This window comes from Streptomyces sp. NPDC005393, assembly GCF_040606675.1.
Classification (GTDB): domain Bacteria; phylum Actinomycetota; class Actinomycetes; order Streptomycetales; family Streptomycetaceae; genus Streptomyces.
Genome location: NZ_JBEXFG010000008.1, coordinates 1 through 22,967, shown reverse-complemented (window position 1 = coordinate 22,967; position 22,967 = coordinate 1). Strand labels below are relative to the sequence as shown.

Below are 22,967 nucleotides of genomic sequence, written 5' to 3'. Positions count from 1 at the left end.
GATACGGCTGCGACAGCTCACTCATGAGGGAAGAATAGGGAGCATGCAGCGGCGGGCGAGTGGGCTTGTCAGGATCGGAGAGACACCGTCGGGGGATGAACAGGCCGCACAGCGCACCCTGCTGACCGTCGCCGTCCGCGCATATCCGGATGGGGACGAGGAGTTCACGGACGGCATCGACGAGCAGCTCTCGGTCGTCGCCGACTGGTGGTGCGGATCCGGAGCGACCGAGCCGTTCCTGAGGATGCCCCAGCCGGACTTGTGGGAACGCTATGACGTGGAGCGCTTTCTGCACGAGTCCAAGGTGCGCGAGACGCGGGGCCAGGCCTTGGTCCTCTTCGTCACCGGACACGGAAAACTGGGCGCCTCGGGTACGCACTTCCTGCAGCTGCCGAAGACGGAGCCCCGGCGTCAGCTGGCCACGGCCGTCCGTACCAGCGAGATCGCCGCCGCCGCCCTCGACTCCCACGCCGAGCATGTCCTGGTCATCATCAACACCTGCTACGCGGCAGGCATCGCCGACGAAATGGCCCGGCTCCACGAGGAGATCCGGCACAGCAGGCGGGCCGGGGGCAGCCTGGACGTCATCGTCACCTGCGCCCACGACCAGCCAGTCCATGTACGGCGCTTCCCCTCGGTGATGCGCCGGGTCCTCGATCGGCTGCGCACCAACGCGCAGATCACCACGCCCTGGCTGAGCGTGGCCCATCTGATGACGGAGTTCGAGAACGAACTGGGCACCGACACCGAGCGGCGCAAGCACCGGCTGCACCGCATCATCGACGGGGGCGGCCAGACCACGCCGACGCCCTGTTTGCCCAACCCCGGATACCGGCCCGTACGGGAACTGGTCGGGCCCGCGCGCCGCCAGGTCGCCACCCCCGCGGACGACATCGACGTCTGGCTCGACCGGGCCAGCGGACGCCCGCAGGAGTCGGACCCCGGCTGGTACTTCAGCGGCCGGGACCGCCTGAACCGCGACCTCACCGCCTTCCTCACCCGCCCCCGCGGAGTACTGCTGCTGACCGGAACCGCCGGAAGCGGCAAATCGGCCGTGCTGGGCCGGGCCGTGACGCTCAGCGACCCGCTGTTCCGCGCGAACCCCCGCTACAGCGACGCTCTGAAGTCGGCCCCGCCGGAGACCGTCCCGCCCGAGGCGTCCGTGTCCGTCGCCGTACTGGCCCGGCACCGCTCGGCCTCGGATGTGCTGCGGGAGCTGCTGCTCGGGCTCGAGATCGAACCGCACTCCCCGGGACCGACGGACGACCCTGTGGAACTCTGGGGCGTTCAGCTCGACTCGTGCCTGAAGGAGCCCGGTGAGACGCTGACCGTGGTCGTTGACGGCCTGGACGAAGCGCTCGAGCCCTTCCGGATCGTCCGGAGCGTCCTCGCCCCGCTGAACTCCCACTGCACTCCCCTGCCCGGGCAGCGCCGACCCGGGCAAGGCCAGCGGCATCTGCGACTGCTCATAGGAGTACGCAGCAGCCGCCCGCTCGTAGGAGTACGCAGCGGCCGCCCGCGCACCGGCCGCGCCGCCACGCAGTCGTGCACCGTGCGGGAGCCCGGACTGCTCGCCGCGCTGCGCGAGATCTTCCCCACGGCATCGGTCCTGCGCACGGACGCGCCGAGCAGCCGCGACGACATCGTCGACTACGTCCAAGCGCTCATCGGCCCGGACACCTCCGAGAGCGGCAACGCCCGTGCAGCCGCCGAGACCGTCGCCGACCGGGTGTGGCCCTCGTTCCTGGACGCCCGGCTGGCGGGCGAGCAGTTGAAGGCCGCGCCCGACCCGGGCGCCCTGGCCGGCAGCCCGCAGTGGCTCGATCTGCTGCAGGCGGGGACCAAGGGGCTGCTGCGGCGCGACCTCGTGCTGGTGGCCGACGAAGGGCTGCCGAAGGACGTGGCCCTGGCGCTCCTACGAGCCAGTGCCTTCGCGCTGGGCGCCGGCACCCCCTGGTCGAATGTGTGGCCGACGATGGCCGGTGCGCTGCTCGGCCGGCCGATCGAGGACCCCGACCGGATGATCGGCACCCTGCTGAAGAGCAGACTCTCCGGATACCTGGCCCACGACCACGAGGACGACCGTCTCGTATACCGGCCGGCCCACGAAGCACTGGCCGAGATCCTCAGGGACCCGCGGCAGGACCTGCTGGCAGACCTCCCGGGGGACGCCGTATGAGCGACGCCAAGGCGTGGGCCGCCGCGGACGACGCGCACCGGCTGATCGCGAAGGCGCTGGCCGGGCTGGTCGCCGAGGACCCGACCATCCCGCCCCACCCCTACCTCAGCCGACACCTGGCGGACCACGCCGCCCGGGGCAACGTCCTCGATGATGCCCATGTGCCGCTGGCCGTACTGCCCTGGGAGTCGAGCAAGAATGTGCGCACCCTGTTACGGCAGGCGGGCGCCGGGCAGCACCAGGACTGGCTGGAGGCCTGGGCCGTCATCGAGCCGTTCGTCCGCGACGCCGACCCGGACTCACGTCTGACGAGCCTGCACCTGGCCCACCACGCCGCGACCCGCCGCCGCACTCCCCTCGCCGGTCTGCCCGCGGCGAGACGAGGCCTGGCGGGTTCGCGCATCACTCCGCTGTGGAGCGACTGGACCGTGCCGGGCAACGTCCTGGCCGTCTCCGACATCCTCGTCGAGTCGCTGGCCCACACCACGACGTCCGACGGCCGGAACCTGCTGATCAGTGGTGACAGCCACGGGACGATCCGCATGTGGGAAACGCACGGCGTGCCCTTCGGGGTGCCCCTGCACACGTACGGCGGCGCCATCCAGCACCTGCTGCCCCTTCAGGCCGACCTGTTCGTGTCCGGCGGGACCGACGGAGCCGTCCGCGTCTGGGACACCCTCCGCGGCCGGCTGCTCGCCGAGCCGGTACGCCGCCCTCGCACCTGGGTCAGCGGCCTCACGCTCCACACACCGGCGGACGCGCCGCAGTGCATCCTCGTCGCCCACAGCGACGGCCGGCTGACCGCACTGGACACCGCCACCTTCCAGCCCGTCGACACCCCGCTGCCGGACCTGGACGCGGCACCGGCGATCCTGACGGGCATCGGCCTCGCCGAAACGGACGGCATGGCGCTGGCCATCGCGCAGGGGCGGCAGGTCTGCGTCTGGCGGCCTGGCCAGGACGTCGTCCGCACCGAGCAGCACCAGGACGAGGTGCGGGCCGTCGTGGACCTGCCGGTGCCCGGCCGGTACGCCACCTGCGACGACTCGGGGCACATCGGTTTCTGGGACGCGGCGACGGGCCGCCGGACGGCTGCGGCGACACCGTCGCCCGCCGGATCGGTCATCGCCCTCGCCGCTTTGCTGGTAGACGGAGAGCAAGCCGTGGTGTCCGCCGGCATCGACCACACCCTCCGGGTGTGGAACGCGGACACCGGCCACCCGATCGGCGGTGCTCTCGAAGGACACACGGCTCCTCCCCTGGCGCTGACCGAACTGCCGGGGGACTCGCAGGCGCTCGTCGTCTCCGCCGGCGCGGACAAGACCCTGCGCCGCTGGAAGCTCGCGGGCCACGGCAGCCGCCCCGCACGAGTCGTCCGACGTCCCGTCACCGCGGCCGCGCTGCCCAGCTGGGCGATTGCCGCCCCCTCCCTGCTCATCGCCGTGGCCGACGAGGCGGGGACCGCGCTGTGGAACGCGGAGACGGGACGTCACGTGCGCCTTCCAGCCGGTGAGAGCACGGTGACCGCCTTCGCCTGGGCCACCGTCTGCGGGGATCCCCTCCTGCTGACCGCGCACAGTGACGCCGGCATCCGGATCTGGTCCCTGGACGCGGGCAACGGCGGGGCTCCGGGAAGCCGCGGAAAGCTGGTGAACCACAGCATCCCCGTCCAGGCCATGGAGGCCTTCACGGACGGTGAACGGACCCTGCTGGCCACCGGCAGCGGAGACGGCTCCGTGCGCCTCTGGGACCTCGGCCGACAGCGCCAGCTGGCCCGCTGGGACGACCACATGCTGAGCGTCAGGGACATCGCCGTGCTCGACACGGAGGACGGAGCACTCGTCGTGTCGGCCGGCGCCGACGGAACCGTACGGTTGTGGGATCCCGCCACCGGGCCGTCCGGGAGGCCGCCGATCCACTGCGGCCAGCAGGGCGTCCACACCGTGGCGACGGTGCCGCCCCGCCATGGGGAGGCCGCGCTGATCGCGTCCGGCGGGGAGGACGGCACCGTCCGCCTCTGGGATGCCGCGACCCTGCGGGCGGCCGGCGACCGCTTCGACGCCGGCGACGGCCCCGTGACCGCGCTGGTGTCCTTCCGCACCCCGGCCGGCCGGCCCTGCCTCGCCGCCGCGGGCCCCAGCGGCACCATCCACGTGTGGGACGTCACCGCCCGGACGCACCTGCTGCGCATCGTGACCGGCAACCCGCTCAGCACCCTCGCGATCCGTCGGACGAGCGAACCGGACGCGGAGCATCCTGTCCTCCTGGCCGCCGGGACAGCAGGGGTCTGTGTCTTCGGCGTACATCTGGAGCGGTATTGAGATGACTGTGCGCTGTCCTCATGCCTCCGCGCCCCCCTCGCGCGCCCCCACGAGACAGCCGAAGCGGGCACCCTCAGGTGCCGGCTGGGCAAGAATGATCGCCCGCGTGTTCCGGCGGAATGCGGAACATTCCCCGAGCCCCGCGCACCGGGGCCTCTGGCAGTGCCGCGTGACAGCAACCAGCAGCCAAGCAACGAGGACCTATGAACCGCGCCTCTTCGGTGGTGACCGCCGCCCACTTACGCTTCTCCGTCGTACGGGACTCAGCCGTCCGAGACCTGACCACCGAACCCGCTGGGCCCGCGTCGGCGACCGCCTGGACCGGCCGCACCACGCCCGCCGACGCTTCGGGGGCGTGGGCCTGATGTGTTCCTCCGGCGAGTCTCCTGTCACCCTCGTCCCCGCCCCGCAGCGCGGCATGTGGCGCCTGGGCAAGAAGAAGAAGCCCGTGGAGTACAACCGGCTGGAGCCCGAAACCAGCCAGGGCTCCAGCGCCGGTCGCTTCAGTCTTGCCACCTACGGAATGCTCTACTGCGCCACTGATCCGGCCGGCTGCTACGCCGAAGCCCTGGCGCACTTCCGGGTCCATCCGGAACTGCGCAGACTCATCGGAAGCGACTGGGACAACCGGCCCAGCACCATGCGACTCGGCCACCTGGCCTCGGGCTGGCGGGAGGACCACATCCTCGTCAGGATCGTGCCGGCCAAGGACGCGCGATTCCTCGACGTCGACTCCGTGGCTACGCGAGCGGTTCTCACGAAGGAACTCCACAACGAGCTGGAGGCGTGGGAAGTGGGGAGCCCACTCACCGACGAGCACATCCACGGCCGTGACCGCAGGATCGCCCGCCAGATCGCCGCCTGGACCGTCGCCCAGCGCAACCAGGCCGGTCACCGACTGGCGCAGGGCATCGCCTACCGCTCCGGATACGGCGGGCGCCAGTGCTGGGCCGTCTTCGGCGATGTCGACCTCGAACAAGCGGAGCGCCGCCCCATCCGGCTGGAGGACGCCGCCCTGCGGGAGGTCGCGACGGAGTACGGCCTCAAGCTCTTCTGAGCTCCTCTGAAGCGGGGTCAGGGTCTCGCACGCTCGGGCGGTTCGGCCGCACAGCCGTCGCCCGATCGGGCGGTGCTCTGACACCCCATGGCCATGAATGGGTCACAGCGTCACCAACCGAGGCTCGCGAAACCCCTGGTCACGCCAGGGAGCCCACGATGCGAGGGGGGATTTCACGGGGGATTAAAGAGGGGAAAACGGTGGAGTGACCGGCCCGCTGGAGGGTAGACTGTCTTCAACACAGCTAAGGAGATGCGATGTTGACCAGTCGTCTGTTACCCATCGGTCCACCACTGCCGGCCGTCGTCACGATCGTTCCAGCGCCGCCGGCCCTGAGTCGCCACCATCTCCTCTGGCGTACCAGTGCGCCCAGCCGCAACACCGCTGGCGCGGAACGTCACGGACTGCCCGTCGCCTTGTCGCCCGGGAATCCGTGACCATCCACCACGTACGGCCTGCCTGAGCCGGACGTCCGCCCATCGTCGACCAGGCTCGAGTGAGCCGGCGGGGCGGTCCCGTGTCCCGGCCCACTCATTTCCCTGAGTCAGGTGCCTGAGGCAGGCAGCGCCGCCCACCACCCTCCGTCGAGGCACCCAGAGTGCCAGCCGGCCATGAGGAAGATGAGGAGACCATGGAGACCGTGCGAGAGCACGTCACCGAGACCACGGCCCACGCCGATACGGTGCAGAAGTCCATCGCCGACATCGCGCGCTTCCTGCAGGAAAACTTCGGCCAGCGGCTTACCGCGTTCATCGCGGGCATCGAAGACCCGAAGCAGGTCGGCAAGTGGTGCAGCGGTCAGAACAGCCCGCGCATCGACTCCGAGCTGCGCCTGCGAGCGGCCTACCAGGTGTTCCAGATGATCACGCTCGCCGAGAACTGCCACACGGCGCGCGCGTGGATGATCGGCATGAACCCGCAGCTTGAGGACGACTCGCCGGTTCAGGCCATCGCCGATGACCGCCACAAGGACGTCATGGCAGCGGCTCGCTCTTACATCAAGGGCGACCTCTAACTGCGCGACCAGCGCGGACAGCCACAGCGTCCGAGGCGGTAAAGATCGTTGGTCGCCGGCCCGTTACTGAGATTCCGGTCGTGATGTCGCATGCCGAAGCGGACACCGCAAAGAGGGCCTGAGCCGACGGCGGGGAGGGCGTCTTAGTCCGGCGGTGTCGGTTTCCCGGGAATCCGGGAAACCGTGAAGGTCCCGTCGAAGGATTCCTCGAAAAGGATGTCGTCATCGATGGCGTACACCCAAAACTCGGGTACCTTGTCCGAGATGTCAGGCAGAAGGGGCCACGTTACTTCGTGTGACATCTTTACGCTTGGCATTGCCAGGTTGCCCCGGAAGAACACCAGGCTTCTCTGGTCAGGGGACCACCGCCGCAGCGCATCCTCCAGATTTACGGTCTCCGAATCCGCTGAGAAGAGGATCAAATCATCCGGCACCTGGTCCCACGAGACGGCCCCACTGCCGGACCGGGGGAAGCGGCGCAGGCTGCCCTGCTCGTACCGGGTGTGCTCGTCCAGGTCGAGTAGTGTTACGCCAGGCCGCCCGACCCACGTCAGGGAACGTCCGCCGCCTTCCCCGGAGCGCACGAGTCGCACCATGGAACGCGGTAGAAAATCCGGCCTCGATCCGTAAATGTCCGCAGGGTCACGTGTTCCCTTTCAGGAGCCCCTTCAAGTCCGCGGCGCGGCGGTATTCGGCGTTGATGCGCTGTGCTTCCTCGAGCTGGTCCTCAAGGATGACGATGCGGCAGGCAGCCTCGACCGGGGTCCCTTGGTCGACGAGCTCGCGGGCGCGAGCGGCGATCCGCAGTTGGTAGCGGGAGTACCGCCGGTGCCCGCCCTCCGAGCGGAGCGGCGTGATCAGACGGGCCTCACCGATGGCTCGGAGGAAGCCGGGGGTGGCGCCGAGCATCTCGGCAGCCCGCCCCATCGTGTACGCGGGGTAGTCGTCGTCGTCCAGACGACCGCTGAGCGGAGTATCTGCTGTCATTTCACCTCGTTGTGCGACGCGCCGAGGGGCCCTGGTGCCGTACGGCACCAGGGCCCCGAAGGAAATTCAACACCATCTGCCGGCCCTACTGCCGCGCCGACCTTGTGTTTCCGCTACCCGGCCCGGGCGAAGGGCGGGAGTGCGGAGGGCCCTGCCGACGCGCGTCGGCAGGGCCCTCGTCGCTGTTCTGGTGTGTCGGCTTCCGCCCGTCCTCGTGGCTACTGGGGTGCGGGGCTGCCGAGCAGTGCCGACGCGGTCTGGAACGGGCTGAGGACCCGCGCGGGTGCGGCCTCGGGAAGGGCGCTGCATGTGAAGCCGAGGCGGGCCATGGCTCGGATGACTTCGCCGCTGGTGAAGTCGCGGCGGTCCTGCCGGGTGATGACTTCGCCTACTTGCTTGACGGGGTAGTGGCGGCGACCGATGATCACCGACTCACCCGTGATGGGATCGGGCTTGACACCCTTCATCGAGGCCAGCACCCCGCTCTTGGACAGGTCGAACGGGAAACGGGCGATGACACAGCGCATGATGCCTCACAGGTAGAGGAAGAACGGGCTGATCGGGGTGAGGCGGATCAGCGGGAGAAGGCGAGAACGCCCAGGGCGCAGCCATGCCCCTCGGCGACTGCGGAGCGCTGAGCTGCCCGTACCGCATCGCGTGTTCCGCTCCGACCACCGTGGTCACGGGCGAGGCGAACGTTCGCCGGCGTCTACGACATCCCGAAGACGGATCCGATCCGTGTATGAGGGGCTGTCGCGGACGACGGCGAGCTGGGCCCGGGTCACAAGGCCCGTGCACTGGTCGTCCTTGTCACAGAGGAGCAGATGCCCGACATGGGCACCGGCCATGACGGATGAGGCCAACTCGACGGTCATGTCGTCACAGACCTGCGGTGCGGACGTGTCCATGGCGGCGAACACGGTCGTGGGGGCGGGATCCGCCGGGCGCGACTGCATCTGAACCAGTGTCAAAAGATGCCTCCTGCAGAGATGGGTGAGCCTCCTGATCGCGAAGGTTCTAGGCCGCCGCGTTGAAGGAGGACTGCCGCTGCCCGGTGCCGCGCGTCGCCTGGCCGGTGCGCCGGTCCTGGGAGTTGCGTCCGCGGCGTTCCCGGGACGAAGAAGATGTGCCGCGTCGGGGCCGTTCCACGACCGGAACGGTGATGGTGACCGGGATTCCCGAGGGGGCCTGGGCTCCTGTGATACGGCTCAACTCCTCGTCGCCCGCACGCACGTGGGTGGCCTGGGGGGTGATGCCGGCGGCAGCCATCAGTCGGCTCATGCCGCGGCGCTGGTGGGGTGTCACCAGGGTGACGACGCTCCCGGACTCGCCGGCGCGGGCCGTGCGGCCGCCGCGGTGCAGGTAGTCCTTGTGGTCGCTGGGCGGATCCACGTTGACGACCAGGTCGAGGTTGTCGACATGGATCCCGCGCGCTGCGACATTGGTCGCCACCAATACCGTCACATGCCCGGTCTTGAACTGGGCCAGGGTCCGCGTGCGCTGTGGCTGGGACTTGCCACCGTGCAGTGCGGCGGCGCGGACGCCGCTGTTCAGCAGGTGGCCGGTGAGCTGGTCGACGGCGTGCTTGGTGTCCAGGAACATGATCACCCGGCCCTCTCGCGCCGCGATCTCGGTGGTCGTCCGATGCTTGTCCGCGCCGTGCACGTGAAGTACGTGGTGCTCCATCGTGGTGACCGCACCCGCGGACGGGTCGACGGAGTGGACCACCGGGTCGGTCAGGTATCGGCGGACCAGGAGGTCGACGTTGCTGTCCAGGGTGGCCGAGAACAGCATCCGCTGCCCCTCGGGACGCACTTGATCGAGCAGCGCGGTGACCTGGGGCATGAAGCCCATGTCGGCCATCTGGTCGGCCTCGTCGAGGACGGTGATGCCGACCTGGTTCAGGCGGCAGTCGCCACGGTCGATGAGGTCCTTGAGCCGGCCGGGCGTCGCGACCACGACCTCCGCCCCGGTACGCAGCACACTGGACTGCTTGCCGATCGGCATCCCGCCGACCACCGTGGCCAGCCGCAGCTTCACCGAGCGGGCGTATGGAGCGAGCGCGTCGGCGACCTGTTGGGCCAGCTCGCGGGTGGGTACGAGGACCAGGCACAGCGGCTGCCGGGGCTCGGCTCGCTGACCGGCTGTACGGGCCAGCAGCGCGAGGCCGAACGCGAGGGTCTTGCCGGAACCGGTGCGCCCGCGGCCGAGTACGTCACGACCGGCGAGGGAGTTCGGCAGGGCCGCCGCCTGGATCGGGAACGGTACGGTCACGCCTTCGGCGACGAGCGCGGCCAGCAACTGCGCCGGCATGTCGAGATCGGCGAACGCCTCGACGGCGGGGAGCGCGGGGTTGATCGTCGCCGGCAGTGCGAACTCGCCTTGTGGCGCGGACTGTCGACGTCCGTGACCTTGCGGACGGCTCGGCGCACCGGAGCGGCTGGAGGCCGCAACTCCGGACCGACTGCCGCCCGTTCCTGAGCCGGAACGTGCGGTGCGAGTGCGGGCGAAGCGATCGTTTGTGCGTGTGCGGTTCATGCGGAACCTTCCTTGATGTGGCACGTATCAAGGAATTCCCGCAGTAAATGAGCAGCGCAGAGAATCGCAAGAACGAGCCAAAGATAATGCGGAACCGAATCGGATCGGCGGAACACGCTCACGGGGTGCGCCGCTGAAATGAGTGACGCAATCCTGGCGGTAAGGCCGGGTTTCCCATGTGGGAAGCTCTGGCGGATTTACATCAGGATCGTTGGGTGCGGCAGTCCCGTAGGGTAGGGGTGTGGACCCCTTGAATCATGTGAATCATGGCGCTGGTGAAATGGCCACGGCATGACGGAGAGTCTGCGCCTTGAAATGCAGCGAGCTGGGGCCCGCACCCCAAGGTGCGGGCCCCAGCTGCGAAGTAAGCGTCAGCGTCAGGCGGGAACGATGTTCTCGGCTGTCGGGCCCTTCTGGCCCTGCGCGATGTCGAACGTCACCTTCTGGCCTTCCAGTAGCTCGCGGAAGCCCTGGGCGGCGATGTTCGAGTAATGGGCGAAGACGTCGGCGCCGCCGCCGTCCTGCTCGATGAAGCCGAATCCCTTTTCCGCGTTGAACCACTTCACGGTGCCAGCAGCCATGTCAAATCTCCTTCGGGGCAGTGCTCGGAGTCCACACTGTGCGGACTCCGCGTCGTCGCGATGATTACCCCGCCGGAAAATAACCGGAGATACAAAAGCGCTCCACCGGTACATAAAACCGGTGAGGACACCTGAAGTCTTTGGGAACCACAACTGCAACTGAGATCGACAGTAGCACGGCGCGTCCGGCTGTGCGCGGTATGCAACCCCTGCTCTGTTTGTCGAGCAAGAAACCTTCATCGCGCGTCGCGTCGATTTCTCACTTCGTGGCCATAGATATCAGCTCGCCCGGACCACAACGTTTCTGCCAAAGAGCCGTACGGCGGGTTCCGAAGAGATCCCTTGGGAAGCCTGCACGACAACCGGCCCGGTCGCTGTCAGAAAACGTCATGCCGCTTGTGAGGGCATCCACCCGCGCTCCGCCCGGCGCGTCCTCTGCGGACGAAGACGCGGAAGATCTTCGCCCCGTCGGGGAACTGCCGTGCTCGGCCTGGCACCGCCCGCTTGGGCCCTGCGCGAGCAGGCGGCCGACCTGGCCGGCGCCGACCGACCCTCGCCGCCCGCCACTGCCTGCGGCCCATGCTCCGGACGGTGGCGCAGCAGGCCGGCGACATGCTCTGGGGCCGCCGAGGACCAACTGCGACGGAACCGGGGACGGAGAACGCCGCTGATCGGGGGCGGATGCAACCAGAACCGCAACCGAGGCTATGCGGGCATGACGCCCTGAACGCGGGAGAGGGTGAAGACGCGTTCGTCGTTTCGCAGGTGGCACCAGGCATGGAGGTAGGGCGGGTCAAGACCGAGCCGGCTGAGGGTGCGTACGGTGCGGCTGCCCGAGGTCGCGACGTAATCGATGGTGACCGCCTGGCCCTCGTTGATCGCATGGGCGAGCTGGCGGACATCGGCGAGGGAGAGCCGGTGCGCGTACCCGGCGATGATTTCCTCGGTGTCACTGTCGAAGGGGACTCCGTTGTACGGGTCGGGCTCCGGGGCGGTCGGCGGGGCTGCCCGCAATCGGGCGGCCAGTGCCCTGAGATCGACCGCTGCCGGGGCCCGCACGTCGCGGCGGGAGCCCGAGTTCAGAGGGCGGGGCTCGCCACCGGGCGGGCGTGGGGTCGGGACCAGGGCGGTGGCGCGGCGGCGCTGGGTCTGTTCGATGCGCACGGTCCCGTCGGCGGTCTCGGCGACGGGCGCGTAGCCCTCGGCGCGGAGCGCGGCGAGGGTCTTGTCGAGCGGGCTGCGGCTCACCAGCACTGTCGGTGCCAGTTGCCGCAGGCCGAGCTTGGCGAGTTTGCGATGGGCGGTGAGCTCGGCAAGCAGGCCGGGCTCCTCTCCGTGGATCACACAGGCCGCGGGGGCGATGCGCACGCGGCCATGGCCGCGCGCGGTGTCCGTGATCAGGTACGACAGCGGCTGTGGCAGGGGCCCGATGGCGATGGCGGCCAGGTCGGCCGTGATGTCGTCGGGGGCGCGGCCGGCGTCCAGGGCACGGCGGATGGTGCCCGCGCTGAACCGCCACACCGATGCCGTGCCGCTGGTTTCCCGGTCGGCGACGGAATCCAGGAGCGTGGTGAGCCGCGCGGCCGGTGTGCCGGTGACGACGGCGGTGAGGTCGGCGCCGATGCGGGCTGTCCCGGTGGCCTCCGGCAGCAGCCGCCGACAGGCGGCGGTCAGCTGTTCCACGTCGTTGGCCGGCAGGGCGCCACCGATGGCCGACAGGGCGCCGCGAGCGAGCGCACCGAGCAGTTCCGTTTCACGGATCACGGTGGCGAACGGTGTCTCGTCCTGAGGCAGTTGGTGGGCGAGCGGGCGGTACCAGGCGACCAACGGACCCAGGTCCGGGGCGCTCTTCACGCCCCGCCCCGCTGGGAACTGTGCGGCGGCGGTGAGCAGCCCGTGCCGGGCCTGTACGCAGCCGTCGCAGGGCGGTGTCCCAGCGAGCGCGGGCAGCGCCTTTCCGTCCTCGTCGCGGGCCTGGGACGGGGTGAGCGGAAGCGTCCGCCATGCCTGAAGCAGCACCGGGAGCCGCTCCGCGGGTTCCCGCTCCGCCCAGGCGTCGTATGCCTCGGTCGCCGCGACGTGGTCGCCGTCCCGGGCCAGCAGCCCTGCCGCGTACGCCGTCTCCAGGGTGATGCGGACCACGGCGTCGTCACACTGTGCCGTCTTGCCGATCCGGCCCAGCTCACGTGCTCCGACCCCGCCGGACTTCAGCCGGGCCGGCGGAGAGGTCGCGCAAGCCGCCAGGACGGAGGCGGCTTGGGCGGCGAACGCCGTCGCAGCGGCTGCCGCCTCCCGATCCACCTCCGCCGTGCTGACGGACACCGACGGCGCGACCGGTGAGACGGGCTCGAACGGGGCGTGCCAGTCGGGCCCGCGCAGCGCGAGTGCCACCTCAGCGGGCATACGGGCGGGGCCGTACCCGTGACGGTGCCAAACCAGCAGTCCCCGCTCCAGCGCCCATCGCGCACCCGGTTCGGGACCGGCTTCCGGAGTCCCGAACATGATGAGCCCCGGCCATCGTGGCGCGGAACTCGCCCGGCGCTCAAGCAGCTTCCGGGTGGCCGCGGGCGCCTGCGCGACCGCGGCGGCGATCCGTTCCGGATCACTGTGACGATCCACCAGGGCCGCCAGCCGCTGCTGCTTGGTAGCGGGCGGCTTGACGCCCAGCGCCACCAGCATGCCGCGCAGCTCGTCGGAGGCCATGCCCGCCAGCAACTCCGCCAGCGGCGCGTCCAGCCCCAGCGGCGAGTCCCACGCCTGCCGCAACGGTGCCGCCATGCGGAGCATCCCGGTGCCGTCCGGCCAGACCAGCGCGTGATCGGCCAGTACCGCCAACGCCGCGTCCAGCCCGCGAGCGCCCTGCCCGTCCGCGGCTCTCAGCAGGCCGGCCAGGGCAGTGCGCGACGCGGGCGCCCCCAACGCCGCCAGCGCCTCGGCTACCTGCAGGTAGGGCAGCGCAAGCCGGGGGAGGGCCAGTGCCACCGACCCCGGGCGCTGAAGGCGGTCCGCCAACTCGCCCACCGATCGCGGCTCCGGAAGGGACACGGCATCCGAACGCGCCGCGAGCACCCGCTCCAGACGTGGGTTGTCGAGACTGCGCAGCCACGCTGCCAGTGTCGATCCGCTGGACTTACTGATGGGGGCACCTCGCCACGTATGAACGACATTGTCTCCGGGCTGAGACCGGCCCGGCACCGGACTCAAGAATGGCGGATCCAAGGGACCGATTGCATCACCCGGCAGCAGGTTTCCGCCTGCCGCTCGGACGCCGTGGCGAGTGTTCGACGCGGTCGCAGACGATGCCCACTGGACGATCCGTGTCGCGCCCGGCGAGGCCGTTCGGCGTGGGCAGATCCCCAAGGGGTACGTCTTCGCGCAGCCGACCGGCCGCCCGCTCATCCCCGAGACCGATTACCACCAGTGGGAGCAACTGGGTGGACCAGTCGGTAGCACCTAGGGCTGTGAACGGTGGCGTGGCTGGACGGCTCGTCTTTCATCGTGCCGTGAGGCGCAGCAGCCGCGCGTTGGCCTCGTCCGGCGCGAAACGGCCAGGGGCGAATTCCGTGGCGGACCGAAGTCCGAGCCACACCAGCATGGCGTGGTGTTCCTCATGCGCCGGGTCGGCGAGGATCACTTTGAGGTCGCTGTAGCCGGGGGCGCCGCCGCAGTCCTCGGGCGGGCACGCCCCGGCACCGTCCACACAGTGCGGATAGTGAGTCCCGGCCGAGGCTGTGTGGAACTGCTCCACGGTGATGAGGTGCTCCCAGGAGTCCCCGAAGTCGTACGTGTACACGAACTGGCCGCCCGGCTTGAGCAGGGCGGCCAGTGTGGCGGTGCGCTCGTCGCGGAAGCCGAGTGCGCCGTCGGGACGGCCGTACTGGACGCCATCGATGGTGTACGCGTGCATGTGGCAGTTCTGCCAGCCCATCGCGTCCTGAATCACGGAGTGAAGCTGGACCAGACGGATCGCGGCGGGCACCAGCAGCTGCCGCCAAACCCGGGGGTCGTCCACGTCGGCGAGCTCGACGAGGATCCGCAACACCGCGTCGCCGGGCTTGGGCTCGCCGCGCATCCGGGCCGTCTCGGTGCGGCCGTCCGCCGTCAACTCGGCGCTGTCCTCCGTGAGATGGACAGCGCCCAGCGAGGCGAGGGCCTTCAGGACCCGTTGGATGTCGTGGTCGTTGGCGGTGCGCAGATGCCCCAGACGGTCGGGGGACAGGTCGTCGAGCACGTTCAGCGGGCTGACCGCCTGCCACACCACCTCGTACAGGTCACTGAGCGGCACTGGGGTCGTGGCCGCGTACAGCCGCTGTAGCAACGTCCGCAGGCCCCGGTCGTACTCGTGCGTGAACAGGGATTCCAGCCAGCCGGAGACCGTCACGGCCGGGCCGATGTGCGGTAGCGCGGCGAACAGCGCGCCACGCAGCTCGTCGGGGCGGTCCAGCAGCTTGGCGTTCTTCTTCACCGGCAGCAGGCGCCCGCCCGCGGTCCGCAGCAGTCGTGCCGCCTTCGCCCACTCGACCAACAGCGTGAGGTGGTACAGCTCCTCGCTGGACTTCGTCTTGAACGTACGGTCCCCGATCACCGGGTCCATCCGGTCGCCGGTGTCCAGAACCTCCACCAGTGCTCGCGCGTTGGCAAGCGTCACACGGCCGGTCTGGGTCAGCTTGCGGCCCGTGCCGACCCAACCGACCAGCGCTCGCACCTGCTCAACGGTCCTGCCCACTGTCTCACCCATGCTGACCTGCCCGTTCCGGTTCGTGTCCCGTATCACCCGAACCCAGGGTGCCAGCACCGCCGGTGCACCTTGTGCTTCGCATGGGGCGACACGGAAGTGGCAGACTGTGACGGTGACAACGCGCGACGAGGAACTGCTGGCCCGGGTCCGGGAGATGAGGGAGCGCGGCAGCGCGCCGAAGCAGATCGCGAAGGCGCTGGGGCTGCGCCCGGCCCAGGCCACCGCGCTGGTGAGACGGGTCGCCGAGGCGGCGCAGGCGAACATCGCGCCGGATGAGCGGCCCGTGGTGGGGTGCTGGGTCAATGCGGGCTGGAGCGCGGGACTGGACATGGCCGGAGCCCCGGACTGGGCGGCGGCCGACCTCCTCGCCCAGGAACCGGACCCCGGCGCGGGCGGCTTCGCCCAGATTCTCCTGGCCCGCCAGGAACGTGCCAGCAGGGTGACCGTCACTGGGTTCCTGGTGGACGTGTACTGCCTGGGAGTCAAGAACGCCACCGACCCCGAGGTGATGGGGTCCGGATCCCTGACCACTTACGTACCGATGTACTACGCGGCCTTCGATCATCGGCCGCTGCCGATCGGTGTGGAGCAGGCGCAGACGATCGTGCACGATGCGGTCGCCTACGCCCGCGGTCTTGGCTTCGAGCCCGCGGGCGGCTTCTCCGACGCCGCAGTACACCTGGGTGCCCCGCCCGGCGACCGGCCCGTCATCGGCTTCGGGCGGGACGGCAAGCCGTTCTACTTCTCCGGCCCCTACGACAACCCGCGCAAGGTGGTCCAGATCCTCGAGCGCACCTGCGGTCCGGGCAACTACGACTTCATTGCCCATGTGTAGGAACGGGACGCGAGCGGCACGAAGCGGGAAACACGAGCAGTGATACCAGTGGAACGGCAACAGGAGCCCACCGGCACTCCACAGGTCCGGCACACCGAGCACGAGGCGCAGGCCAACCTGCTGACGGTGCTGCGCCTGTGCATGACGGAGAAGCTGCGGTGCAGCGAAAAGACCCGCCGCCCCAGCACCGCCACCGTCTCGGCGGTCGCCGAGGTCCTGGACGGCGGCGACTTCTATCCGCACGAGGCCATCGCCGCCTTCGCCTGGCCGATGCTGCTCCAGGCAGGCGGCCTCGCCCAGCTCACCGGCGGTCGGCTGGCGCCGACCACGCGCGGACGGGCCGCGCTGACCCGGCCACCGCACCTGACCCTTCGTCAGTTGTGGCAGCGCTGGCTGAGCAACAGCCTCCTGGACGAGTTCTCCCGCGTCGAGGAGATCAAGGGCCAGCGCTCGGCGAACGTCCTGACCGCAGCCAAACCACGCCGCAAGCTCGTCGGCCAAGCACTGGCCGGTCTCACCCCGGGAGAGTGGTCATCCATCGACGGCCTGTTCACAGACATGCGCGCGGCCGGTCTGGATCCAGTCGTCCACCGCAGTGAACGCGCCCTGTGGAAGCTGTACCTGGAGGATCCGCAATACGGCAGCCTCGGCTACGACGGCCACCACGGCTGGTCCCTCCTCCAGGGTCGGTACACCCTGGCGGTGCTCTTCGAGTACGCCGCCACGCTCGGCCTCATCGACATCGAGTACGTCCCCCCGGCGGGCGCCCGCGATGACTACCGGGACAACTGGGGTGGCGACTACCTCGACCAGCTCAGCCGCTACGACGGCCTGTCCGCACTCCACCTCAATCCCCTGGGCGCCTATGCCGTCGGCCTCACGGGCGACTACGCCCCGGCCCAGGTCCCCGCCTCGGCCGTCCCGACGGGCAGGATCACGGTCCTGGCGAATTTCGACATCGTCGCCCTCGACGGGCTGCCCTCCGCCGACACACTCCTCCTGGACGCCTTCTCCGACCGGAAAACCGACCGGGTCTGGACGCTCACCACCGCTTCTCTTCTGCACGCCCTCGACCGCGGGCATACCCTCGACGAGCTCCGTGGCTACCTGAACCAGGCCGCCTCGCACCCCGTGCCCCAGACGGTCACCACCCTGCTCGACGACACTGGCCGCCGCACCGGCCGACTCCGCGATACAGGGCCGGTCCATCTCATCGAGTGCGCGGACGAGGCACTGGCAGCCCTCATCATCAGCGACCGCCGCCTGCGCGTGCTGTGTACCCGAATCGGCGAGCGCCTTGCGGTCTCCCCCGACCGTCGTACCGCTGGAGGTGCCGTAGGGGCCCGTGTTGTCCGCTGTTCGCCGCTCTGTAGGGCACGGACGGGGCACGGGCCGGGTAGATGCCGGGGCCGGAGCGTTTTGGGGGCGCTGAGGTGGCGGCGAAGGTCCGCACGGCGTGCGGAGAGGAGTTCACACGTGCGGGCGCAAGCGTTCCGCTACCGGCATAGCCCGTGATCGGCGGATCGGGCGGGGCCGGGGTCACCGGGGTGAATCAGGGCCCATTCCCCAGCGGGGAGGCGGAGGGGTCTGCTGGCCGCCCTGGTCGGTTGCCGCTGCTGGCATGTGGCGTGGGCAGCGGCAACCGGCAGTCGCTGTCAGAGGCGGTTGACGTAGAGGCCTGGCGTCGATGGTGTGGTCGACGGCTCCGGGGGCGCCGGTGGTCACCTCGGCTGTGGCGGTCCGGGAGTTGGGTGCGCCGTCGGGGTCGGCGTCCGAGTCGACGTCCGGGGGGTGCGCCGAGGGCTTCCTTGGGCGACCACATGAGCTGGTTCGCGGGGTCGCGGGGCGGGCGGGGGCGGATGACGCTCAGGTCCGCGGTGGACTTGTCGAAACGGATCTTGTACTTGGTGTTCGGGCGGACGCCGTGTTCGGGGCCGAAGTAGTAGGCGCCGTCTGCGCCGGTGCGGACGGTTGCCGGCAGGGTGCCGGGGCTGAGCACTTCAGTTGGTGGGCAAGACAGCGGCCGTCCTTCCCCCTGCGGGGGTCGAACCCGTACTGGTGGCGACGGATCTTCGTGAGGGGCGAACAGAAGAGGCCGGCAATCGGGGGAGGGTTACGGGCGGCATCCCCACGCGGAGATCATCGGGGCGGTGGCCAGGTCGAGGCGTCCGGTGGCGACGTTCGCCAGGTGGCGGTCGATCTCCTCGTCGGTGGCGAGTCCTTCCGCCACGAGACGGCGGCGGATCTGTTGCACGGTCGCGGCCTCAAGGACGGCACATGCGGGGGAGGTGATCGGGAAGTACGCGTCGGCCTGAACGTCGTCCAGACCGGCCTCACGCAGCAGCCCGGGCAGGGTTCGCCCGTACGCGAGGTCCGCGCCGCGTGCTGCCATCAAGGTGCTGAAGCGGGATCGCAACCGGTTGGCGAGCTGCTGTTCGGGACCCGACTCGTCCGGACACAACAGCGGCTGCAACCCCGGGTCGGCGTCCTCCAGGAGCAGCCAGCCGCCGGGCCGCAGCGCCTGGACCATCTGGCGCAGCGCCTCGGTGCGGTCGGTGACGTGTACCAGGACCAGTCGGGCGTGGACGAGGTCGAAGCCGCCGGGCGGCGGCGGTTCTGTCGCCACGTCGTGGCGCAGCACCTCGATCACGCCACCGGCGATGTCCCGGGTCCAGGACACGTCGATGTCGGTGGCGATCACCGTTCCCGCGGGGCCGACTCGCTCGGCCAGCCCGAGGGGTACGGACGGACCACCGGCACCGACCTCCCAGCACCGCATGCCGGCAGCGATCCCGAGCTGGTCGACGTGCCGGAACGTCACCGGATCGAACAACTCGCTGAGGGCGTCGAACCGGATCCCTGCCTCCGATTGCCGGTTGTCCAGCAGGTAGCCGTGATCCGTGTCGTGCTCAGCCATGTGGCGATTCTGGCAGAGGGGCAGTCGGGCCCGGTCGCCGGGCTCTGGGCCCGCGGTCTCCTGGAAGAGCCTCTGGAGACCACCATCCCGGACCGTGCCGGATCGGGCTCGCCAGCTGAAGCGCTCGGCCCCACCGACTCAGACGCTCACCCGCCAACTGAAGCGCTCAGGGGCCAGGGGTGACCTCTCGGCAGTGGACGTGAACGTCGGCGTGGCGGTCCCTGCCGCGGTGCGGGAGGGGAGACGCAGGACACAGGCGTTCATGTCACATCCTGCCGAGCTGTTCCGTCGTAAGTGTGTAAGCACCGACAACGGCAGAGGAGATCGCCATGAGTGCCCGTTTGGACGCCTTCAGCAGCCCGACCGTAGGCAAGGTCTTCAAGCACATCATTGCGGCAGGCAAGGTGCTCGAGGACTCGACGCTGCCGGCCGCGACGCAGGAGCTGGTGAAGCTCCGCGCCAGTCAGATCAACGGGTGCGGTTTCTGCACCGACATGCACAGCAAGGACGCCGTCGCCGCCGGTGAGACCTCGGTACGTCTCAACCTGGTCGCGGCGTGGCGGGAGGCCACGGTCTTCACCGAGGCCGAGCGGGCCGCGCTGGAGCTGGCGGAGCAGGGCACCCGCATCGCGGATGCGGCCGGTGGGGTCACGGACGAGGCATGGGCGAACGCCGCCAAACACTACGACGAGGAGCAGTTGGCCGCCCTGGTGTGCGGGATCGCCCTCATCAACGCCTTCAACCGGGCGAACGTCATCATCCAGCAGCCCGCCGGCGACTACCGGCCCGGCCAGTTCGCATAGCCAGGAGTGCCTGGCCGGACTGCTGGTGCCCCCCGCGGCTGCAGCATCACACGCCCCGGGCGCCGCTCGCCGGGGCCCGGGGCGGTTCACGTCGTTGCGTGTGATGTGTCCGGCCAAGCCTTGCAGGTCGCAGACGTGCTGCTGCCTGCTGACCGCCAGAAACTTGAAGACACGTACCGGCTCGGCTGAGCACGGACGCTTGTTCGCGTCAGTCCGCGTTGCCGAGAGTGTCCCGGGCGGCTAGCCGGAAGTCTTTGACCGATTGGTAGAGGAGCTGTTCTCGCTCGGTGGCAAGTGCGCTGTCGGCTGCTTTCTGAGTGCTGTCACCTGCTCGGGCGTTGTTAACCATGCGCCGCATGACCTGGGAGAGGTTGCTGGATGCGTGCGTGACGTGCTCGGCTGCTTCTGTGACGGATGGCGGCCCTTCGAGAGTGACGACTTCGACAGCGCGGTGAACCTCGCGGGCCAGGGTGATGAAGCGCGTCACCTTCTCGTCGACATCGTGAAGGTTGGGCTCTTCCGGTTGCAGCGCGCTGAGGATGGCGTCCATGGCGATGTCGCGATCATGGAGTGCACTGAGGTACTTGGCGTAAGCATCGCGGCGATGCTGGCGGCGCCACTGGTCGTGTTGTGACCGTGCTTGCGCGCGCCCGTTCACGATTGCCGCACCCAGGGTGGCGGCGGAGCCGACGGCAGCGCCGAGCAGCGCGGCGAGTCCTGCATCCATGGTGGAAGTCTCACTGATCATGTACCAGCGCGTTCGGTGTTTGCCGGGAAGTAGCGGAGGGCCGATCACTGGCCGAGTGAGTGGAGCCGCAGGATGCTCCGTCGGGACTGCGCGCCAGGAAGTGAACGTCCTTGGCGCGCCTGCCGGTTCGATGGGCGCCGCGGATGTGAATGACGTGATAAGTCAACCTGGTAACCCTGGCTTCGAACTTGCGTCGACGGGGATGCGTGTCCGGCTTCGGCCGGCTCCCGGGCAGGAACCTGCCGACGTAGCTGCCTGCCTCGTGCGAGCGGTTGCGGCACGCCTGGGGTGTCCACACCGTGCATGTTCGCAGCATCAAACCGGGGGTGGTCGAACTACGGTTGGTCGGCTCGGCGTGGTGCTCACCGCGCGCCTGGCCACCCTCGCCGTCACGGCCGTTTCCGTCTCCATCGCGGCCTTGATGCTGCGCTCCCTGCTCAACAGCGCCCACAAGCGCTGACCGGCCTCCCGGGGCGGCCTCGATACCGCCAAGCATCCCGCCGCCCCGGCAGGCACGGACCCTCCCGACCAGACAGCCGAAAGGACAGCTCCATTACTACCGGACACGCTCCGCCCCCGGTGGCGGACCTGGGCGCCCTCGCCTCGCTCGGTAACATGCCCGCGCTCGTACGACAGCTGCGGGGCCTCGGCGGCTGCACCCGACCCGTACGCCTCGACGGACTCTCGGCAAGGACGGGAAGTGGCACGGCCGGGTGACGGTCGGCGTCCGTGCTGACGGCAAGCCCGACCGTCGGCATATCGAACGGAAGATGAAGGCCGAAGCCACCAAGGCTGTCCGTGAAATGGAGCGGGCGCGCGATGCCAAGAAGCTCCGGAAGCCGGGCAAGGGGTGGACGGTCCAGAGTTGGCTGGAGCACTGGGTCGAGAACATCGCCAAGCCGTACGTCTCCGAGAACACGTACGACGGGTACGAGGTCGACGTCCGCGTACACCTCGTGCCTGGCCTGGGTGCTCACCGACTGGAGCGCCTGGAGCCGGAGCACCTGGAGCGCTTCTACCGGAAGATGCAGCAGTCGGGCAGCTCGGCGGGGACGGCTCACCATGTTCACCGCACGATCCGCGTCGCCCTCGGTGAGGCCGTACGACGCGGGCACATCCCAACGAATGCGGCGGAGATCGCCAAGGCTCCTCGGCTCGAAGAGGAGGACATCGGGCCGTACAGCATTGAAGAGGTGCAGAGCCTCCTCCTGGAAGCCTCCAAGCTGCGCAACAGCGCTCGGTGGGTCGTCGCCCTGGCGCTCGGGCTCCGCCAAGGGGAAGCCCTCGGGCTGCACTGGGAAGACGTCGACCTTGACGCCGGCTACGTGCGGATTCGTAAGAACCGGCTCCGGCCGAAGTACCGCCATGGCTGCGATGGCACCCCCTGCGGCAGGAAGGCCGGCTACTGCCCCCGGCGCGAGCAGATCCGGCGCGAGCACAAGTCCACCAAGTCCCGCGCAGGTCGTCGCACGGTCGGTCTGCCCGATCTACTGATCAAGCTCCTTCGCCACCACCGAGAGGAGCAGGCGGCGGAGCGTATGGCAGCAGGTGCCGACTGGGAGGACAAGGGGTACGTATTCGCCTCGCCCATGGGCGGACCGCTGAGCCCGAACACCGACTACCACGTCTGGAAGAGGCTGCTTCGCGACGCGGGCGTACGGGACGGTCGGCTGCATGACGCACGTCACACGGCCGCGACCGTGCTGCTCCTCCTCGGAGTCCCTGACGTCGTGGTCGACTCGATCATGGGCTGGGAGCCCGGGGGAGCCGCGCGGATGCGGGCCCGGTACATGCACATCACCGGGCCCATGCTCCGGAAGGTCGCCCAACAGGTCGGGGACATGCTCTGGGAGCCGCCGAAGGCCAACTGAGACGGACAACGTCGAAGGGCCCCACCGCGAACGGTGGGGCCCTTCGACATCGTGCCCGGTGAGGCACTGGCGGAGGATACGAGATTCGAACTCGTGAGGGGTTGCCCCCAACACGCTTTCCAACTGTGGTGGTGGGGCGGTGGGCTGTGTACAGGGCCGTTCACCTGCGTTCTGGTCGTGTCAGGTCGCCGTCCGCCGGGCCCTGGAGCGGGACGACGAGGCTGTCACCGGCTGGGTGAAGGAGGTGTGGCCGTGCGCGGAAGGCTCGCGGCGGCCCGTGGAGCATGGCTCGTCTTCGAGTTGCGCCGTGAGGCGCTGTGATTCGTGTGGAGGTGAAAGACCTTCACCGCCGACCTGTCGTAGCAGGGAGGTGGAGC

The 22,967-nt window shown here is 69.5% G+C and carries 18 protein-coding genes and 2 pseudogenes; 10 read left to right on the top strand and 10 right to left on the bottom strand.

The features are described 5' to 3' along the window. Positions 1-43: 43 nt before the first annotated feature. From ABZS71_RS10055 to ABZS71_RS10040, 4 genes are all read left to right on the top strand, one after another. A complete protein-coding gene (locus ABZS71_RS10055; protein WP_356208735.1) occupies positions 44-2,179 on the top strand; it encodes a hypothetical protein in 2,136 nt (711 codons plus the stop codon). Beyond that, entirely contained in the window at positions 2,176-4,500 is a 2,325-nt protein-coding gene (locus tag ABZS71_RS10050; RefSeq protein ID WP_356208733.1) for a benzoate transporter, read from the top strand. Before ABZS71_RS10055 ends, ABZS71_RS10050 begins: the two co-directional genes overlap by 4 nt. A gap of 364 nt (positions 4,501-4,864) precedes the next feature. After that, positions 4,865-5,557, top strand: a complete 693-nt coding sequence (locus tag ABZS71_RS10045; protein WP_356208854.1) for an RES domain-containing protein — start codon at positions 4,865-4,867, stop codon at positions 5,555-5,557. Positions 5,558-6,188: 631 nt separating this feature from the next. Then, positions 6,189-6,572, top strand: coding sequence for an XRE family transcriptional regulator (locus ABZS71_RS10040; RefSeq protein WP_355849736.1), 384 nt, complete (start codon positions 6,189-6,191; stop codon positions 6,570-6,572). Between the two features lie 143 nt (positions 6,573-6,715). On the opposite strand, the gene ABZS71_RS10035 is transcribed toward ABZS71_RS10040, so the two are convergent. From ABZS71_RS10035 to ABZS71_RS10000, 8 genes are all read right to left on the bottom strand, one after another. Beyond that, entirely contained in the window at positions 6,716-7,168 is a 453-nt protein-coding gene (locus ABZS71_RS10035; protein ID WP_356208732.1) for a hypothetical protein, read from the bottom strand. Positions 7,169-7,214: 46 nt separating this feature from the next. Continuing rightward, on the bottom strand, positions 7,215-7,559 hold the full coding sequence (locus ABZS71_RS10030; RefSeq protein WP_356208731.1) for a MerR family transcriptional regulator: 345 nt from the start codon (positions 7,557-7,559) through the stop codon (positions 7,215-7,217). A gap of 218 nt (positions 7,560-7,777) precedes the next feature. Next, a complete protein-coding gene (locus ABZS71_RS10025; RefSeq protein WP_356208730.1) occupies positions 7,778-8,086 on the bottom strand; it encodes an SCO5918 family protein in 309 nt (102 codons plus the stop codon). 153 nt (positions 8,087-8,239) lie between these two features. Next, entirely contained in the window at positions 8,240-8,515 is a 276-nt protein-coding gene (locus ABZS71_RS10020; protein ID WP_356208729.1) for a CBS domain-containing protein, read from the bottom strand. A 61-nt stretch (positions 8,516-8,576) separates the two neighbouring features. After that, the gene (locus tag ABZS71_RS10015; protein WP_356208728.1) at positions 8,577-10,097 is read right to left on the bottom strand and encodes a DEAD/DEAH box helicase; all 1,521 of its coding nucleotides are present in this window, start codon (positions 10,095-10,097) and stop codon (positions 8,577-8,579) included. Between the two features lie 377 nt (positions 10,098-10,474). Beyond that, on the bottom strand, positions 10,475-10,678 hold the full coding sequence (locus ABZS71_RS10010; protein WP_023586116.1) for a cold-shock protein: 204 nt from the start codon (positions 10,676-10,678) through the stop codon (positions 10,475-10,477). Positions 10,679-11,383: 705 nt separating this feature from the next. Further along, on the bottom strand, positions 11,384-13,699 hold the full coding sequence (locus tag ABZS71_RS10005; protein WP_356208727.1) for a helicase C-terminal domain-containing protein: 2,316 nt from the start codon (positions 13,697-13,699) through the stop codon (positions 11,384-11,386). A gap of 472 nt (positions 13,700-14,171) precedes the next feature. Beyond that, complete coding sequence (locus ABZS71_RS10000; RefSeq protein ID WP_356208725.1) at positions 14,172-15,416, bottom strand: plasmid pRiA4b ORF-3 family protein; 1,245 nt, start codon at positions 15,414-15,416, stop codon at positions 14,172-14,174. Between the two features lie 112 nt (positions 15,417-15,528). Here ABZS71_RS10000 and ABZS71_RS09995 point away from each other — a divergent pair, with 112 nt between their 5' ends. After that, positions 15,529-16,251, top strand: a complete 723-nt coding sequence (locus tag ABZS71_RS09995; protein WP_356208724.1) for a hypothetical protein — start codon at positions 15,529-15,531, stop codon at positions 16,249-16,251. Positions 16,252-16,299: 48 nt separating this feature from the next. After that, entirely contained in the window at positions 16,300-17,766 is a 1,467-nt protein-coding gene (locus ABZS71_RS09990) for a helicase-associated domain-containing protein (RefSeq protein ID WP_356208723.1), read from the top strand. Positions 17,767-18,364: 598 nt separating this feature from the next. Here the strand turns inward: ABZS71_RS09990 and ABZS71_RS09985 are convergent. Continuing rightward, positions 18,365-19,168: a methyltransferase domain-containing protein gene (locus ABZS71_RS09985; protein WP_356208721.1), complete on the bottom strand. Its 804-nt coding sequence runs from the start codon at positions 19,166-19,168 to the stop codon at positions 18,365-18,367. A 329-nt stretch (positions 19,169-19,497) separates the two neighbouring features. Between ABZS71_RS09985 and ABZS71_RS09980 the strand changes: the two genes are divergently transcribed. After that, a complete protein-coding gene (locus tag ABZS71_RS09980) occupies positions 19,498-19,971 on the top strand; it encodes a carboxymuconolactone decarboxylase family protein (RefSeq protein WP_355849705.1) in 474 nt (157 codons plus the stop codon). A 208-nt stretch (positions 19,972-20,179) separates the two neighbouring features. Here ABZS71_RS09980 and ABZS71_RS09975 read toward each other — a convergent pair whose 3' ends face one another. After that, complete coding sequence (locus ABZS71_RS09975; RefSeq protein WP_356208720.1) at positions 20,180-20,698, bottom strand: proline dehydrogenase; 519 nt, start codon at positions 20,696-20,698, stop codon at positions 20,180-20,182. Positions 20,699-20,912: 214 nt separating this feature from the next. Between ABZS71_RS09975 and ABZS71_RS09970 the strand changes: the two are divergent. The 3 genes and pseudogenes from ABZS71_RS09970 to ABZS71_RS09960 form a co-directional block, all read left to right on the top strand. After that, positions 20,913-21,069, top strand: a pseudogene (locus tag ABZS71_RS09970) (conjugal transfer protein TraS); the annotation flags it as partial. Beyond that, positions 21,069-21,179 (top strand): annotated as a pseudogene (locus ABZS71_RS09965) (SpdD protein); the annotation flags it as partial. The pseudogenes ABZS71_RS09970 and ABZS71_RS09965, both read left to right, overlap by 1 nt. A gap of 310 nt (positions 21,180-21,489) precedes the next feature. After that, positions 21,490-22,590, top strand: coding sequence for a tyrosine-type recombinase/integrase (locus ABZS71_RS09960; RefSeq protein ID WP_356208719.1), 1,101 nt, complete (start codon positions 21,490-21,492; stop codon positions 22,588-22,590). Positions 22,591-22,967: the final 377 nt, after the last annotated feature.

Bases quoted from the DNA above. Each gene is read 5' to 3' on its own strand.
- ABZS71_RS10020 (WP_356208729.1), bottom strand. From the start codon at position 8,515: ATGCAGTCGCGCCCGGCGGATCCCGCCCCCACGACCGTGTTCGCCGCC.
- ABZS71_RS10035 (WP_356208732.1), bottom strand. From the start codon at position 7,168: ATGGTGCGACTCGTGCGCTCCGGGGAAGGCGGCGGACGTTCCCTGACG.
- ABZS71_RS09960 (WP_356208719.1), top strand. From the start codon at position 21,490: ATGAAGGCCGAAGCCACCAAGGCTGTCCGTGAAATGGAGCGGGCGCGC.
- ABZS71_RS09985 (WP_356208721.1), bottom strand. From the start codon at position 19,168: ATGGCTGAGCACGACACGGATCACGGCTACCTGCTGGACAACCGGCAA.
- ABZS71_RS10025 (WP_356208730.1), bottom strand. From the start codon at position 8,086: ATGCGCTGTGTCATCGCCCGTTTCCCGTTCGACCTGTCCAAGAGCGGG.
- ABZS71_RS10045 (WP_356208854.1), top strand. From the start codon at position 4,865: ATGTGTTCCTCCGGCGAGTCTCCTGTCACCCTCGTCCCCGCCCCGCAG.
- ABZS71_RS09975 (WP_356208720.1), bottom strand. From the start codon at position 20,698: ATGGATGCAGGACTCGCCGCGCTGCTCGGCGCTGCCGTCGGCTCCGCC.
- ABZS71_RS10015 (WP_356208728.1), bottom strand. From the start codon at position 10,097: ATGAACCGCACACGCACAAACGATCGCTTCGCCCGCACTCGCACCGCA.
- ABZS71_RS10040 (WP_355849736.1), top strand. From the start codon at position 6,189: ATGGAGACCGTGCGAGAGCACGTCACCGAGACCACGGCCCACGCCGAT.
- ABZS71_RS10050 (WP_356208733.1), top strand. From the start codon at position 2,176: ATGAGCGACGCCAAGGCGTGGGCCGCCGCGGACGACGCGCACCGGCTG.
- ABZS71_RS10055 (WP_356208735.1), top strand. From the start codon at position 44: ATGCAGCGGCGGGCGAGTGGGCTTGTCAGGATCGGAGAGACACCGTCG.
- ABZS71_RS10030 (WP_356208731.1), bottom strand. From the start codon at position 7,559: ATGACAGCAGATACTCCGCTCAGCGGTCGTCTGGACGACGACGACTAC.
- ABZS71_RS10000 (WP_356208725.1), bottom strand. From the start codon at position 15,416: ATGGGTGAGACAGTGGGCAGGACCGTTGAGCAGGTGCGAGCGCTGGTC.
- ABZS71_RS09980 (WP_355849705.1), top strand. From the start codon at position 19,498: ATGAGTGCCCGTTTGGACGCCTTCAGCAGCCCGACCGTAGGCAAGGTC.
- ABZS71_RS10010 (WP_023586116.1), bottom strand. From the start codon at position 10,678: ATGGCTGCTGGCACCGTGAAGTGGTTCAACGCGGAAAAGGGATTCGGC.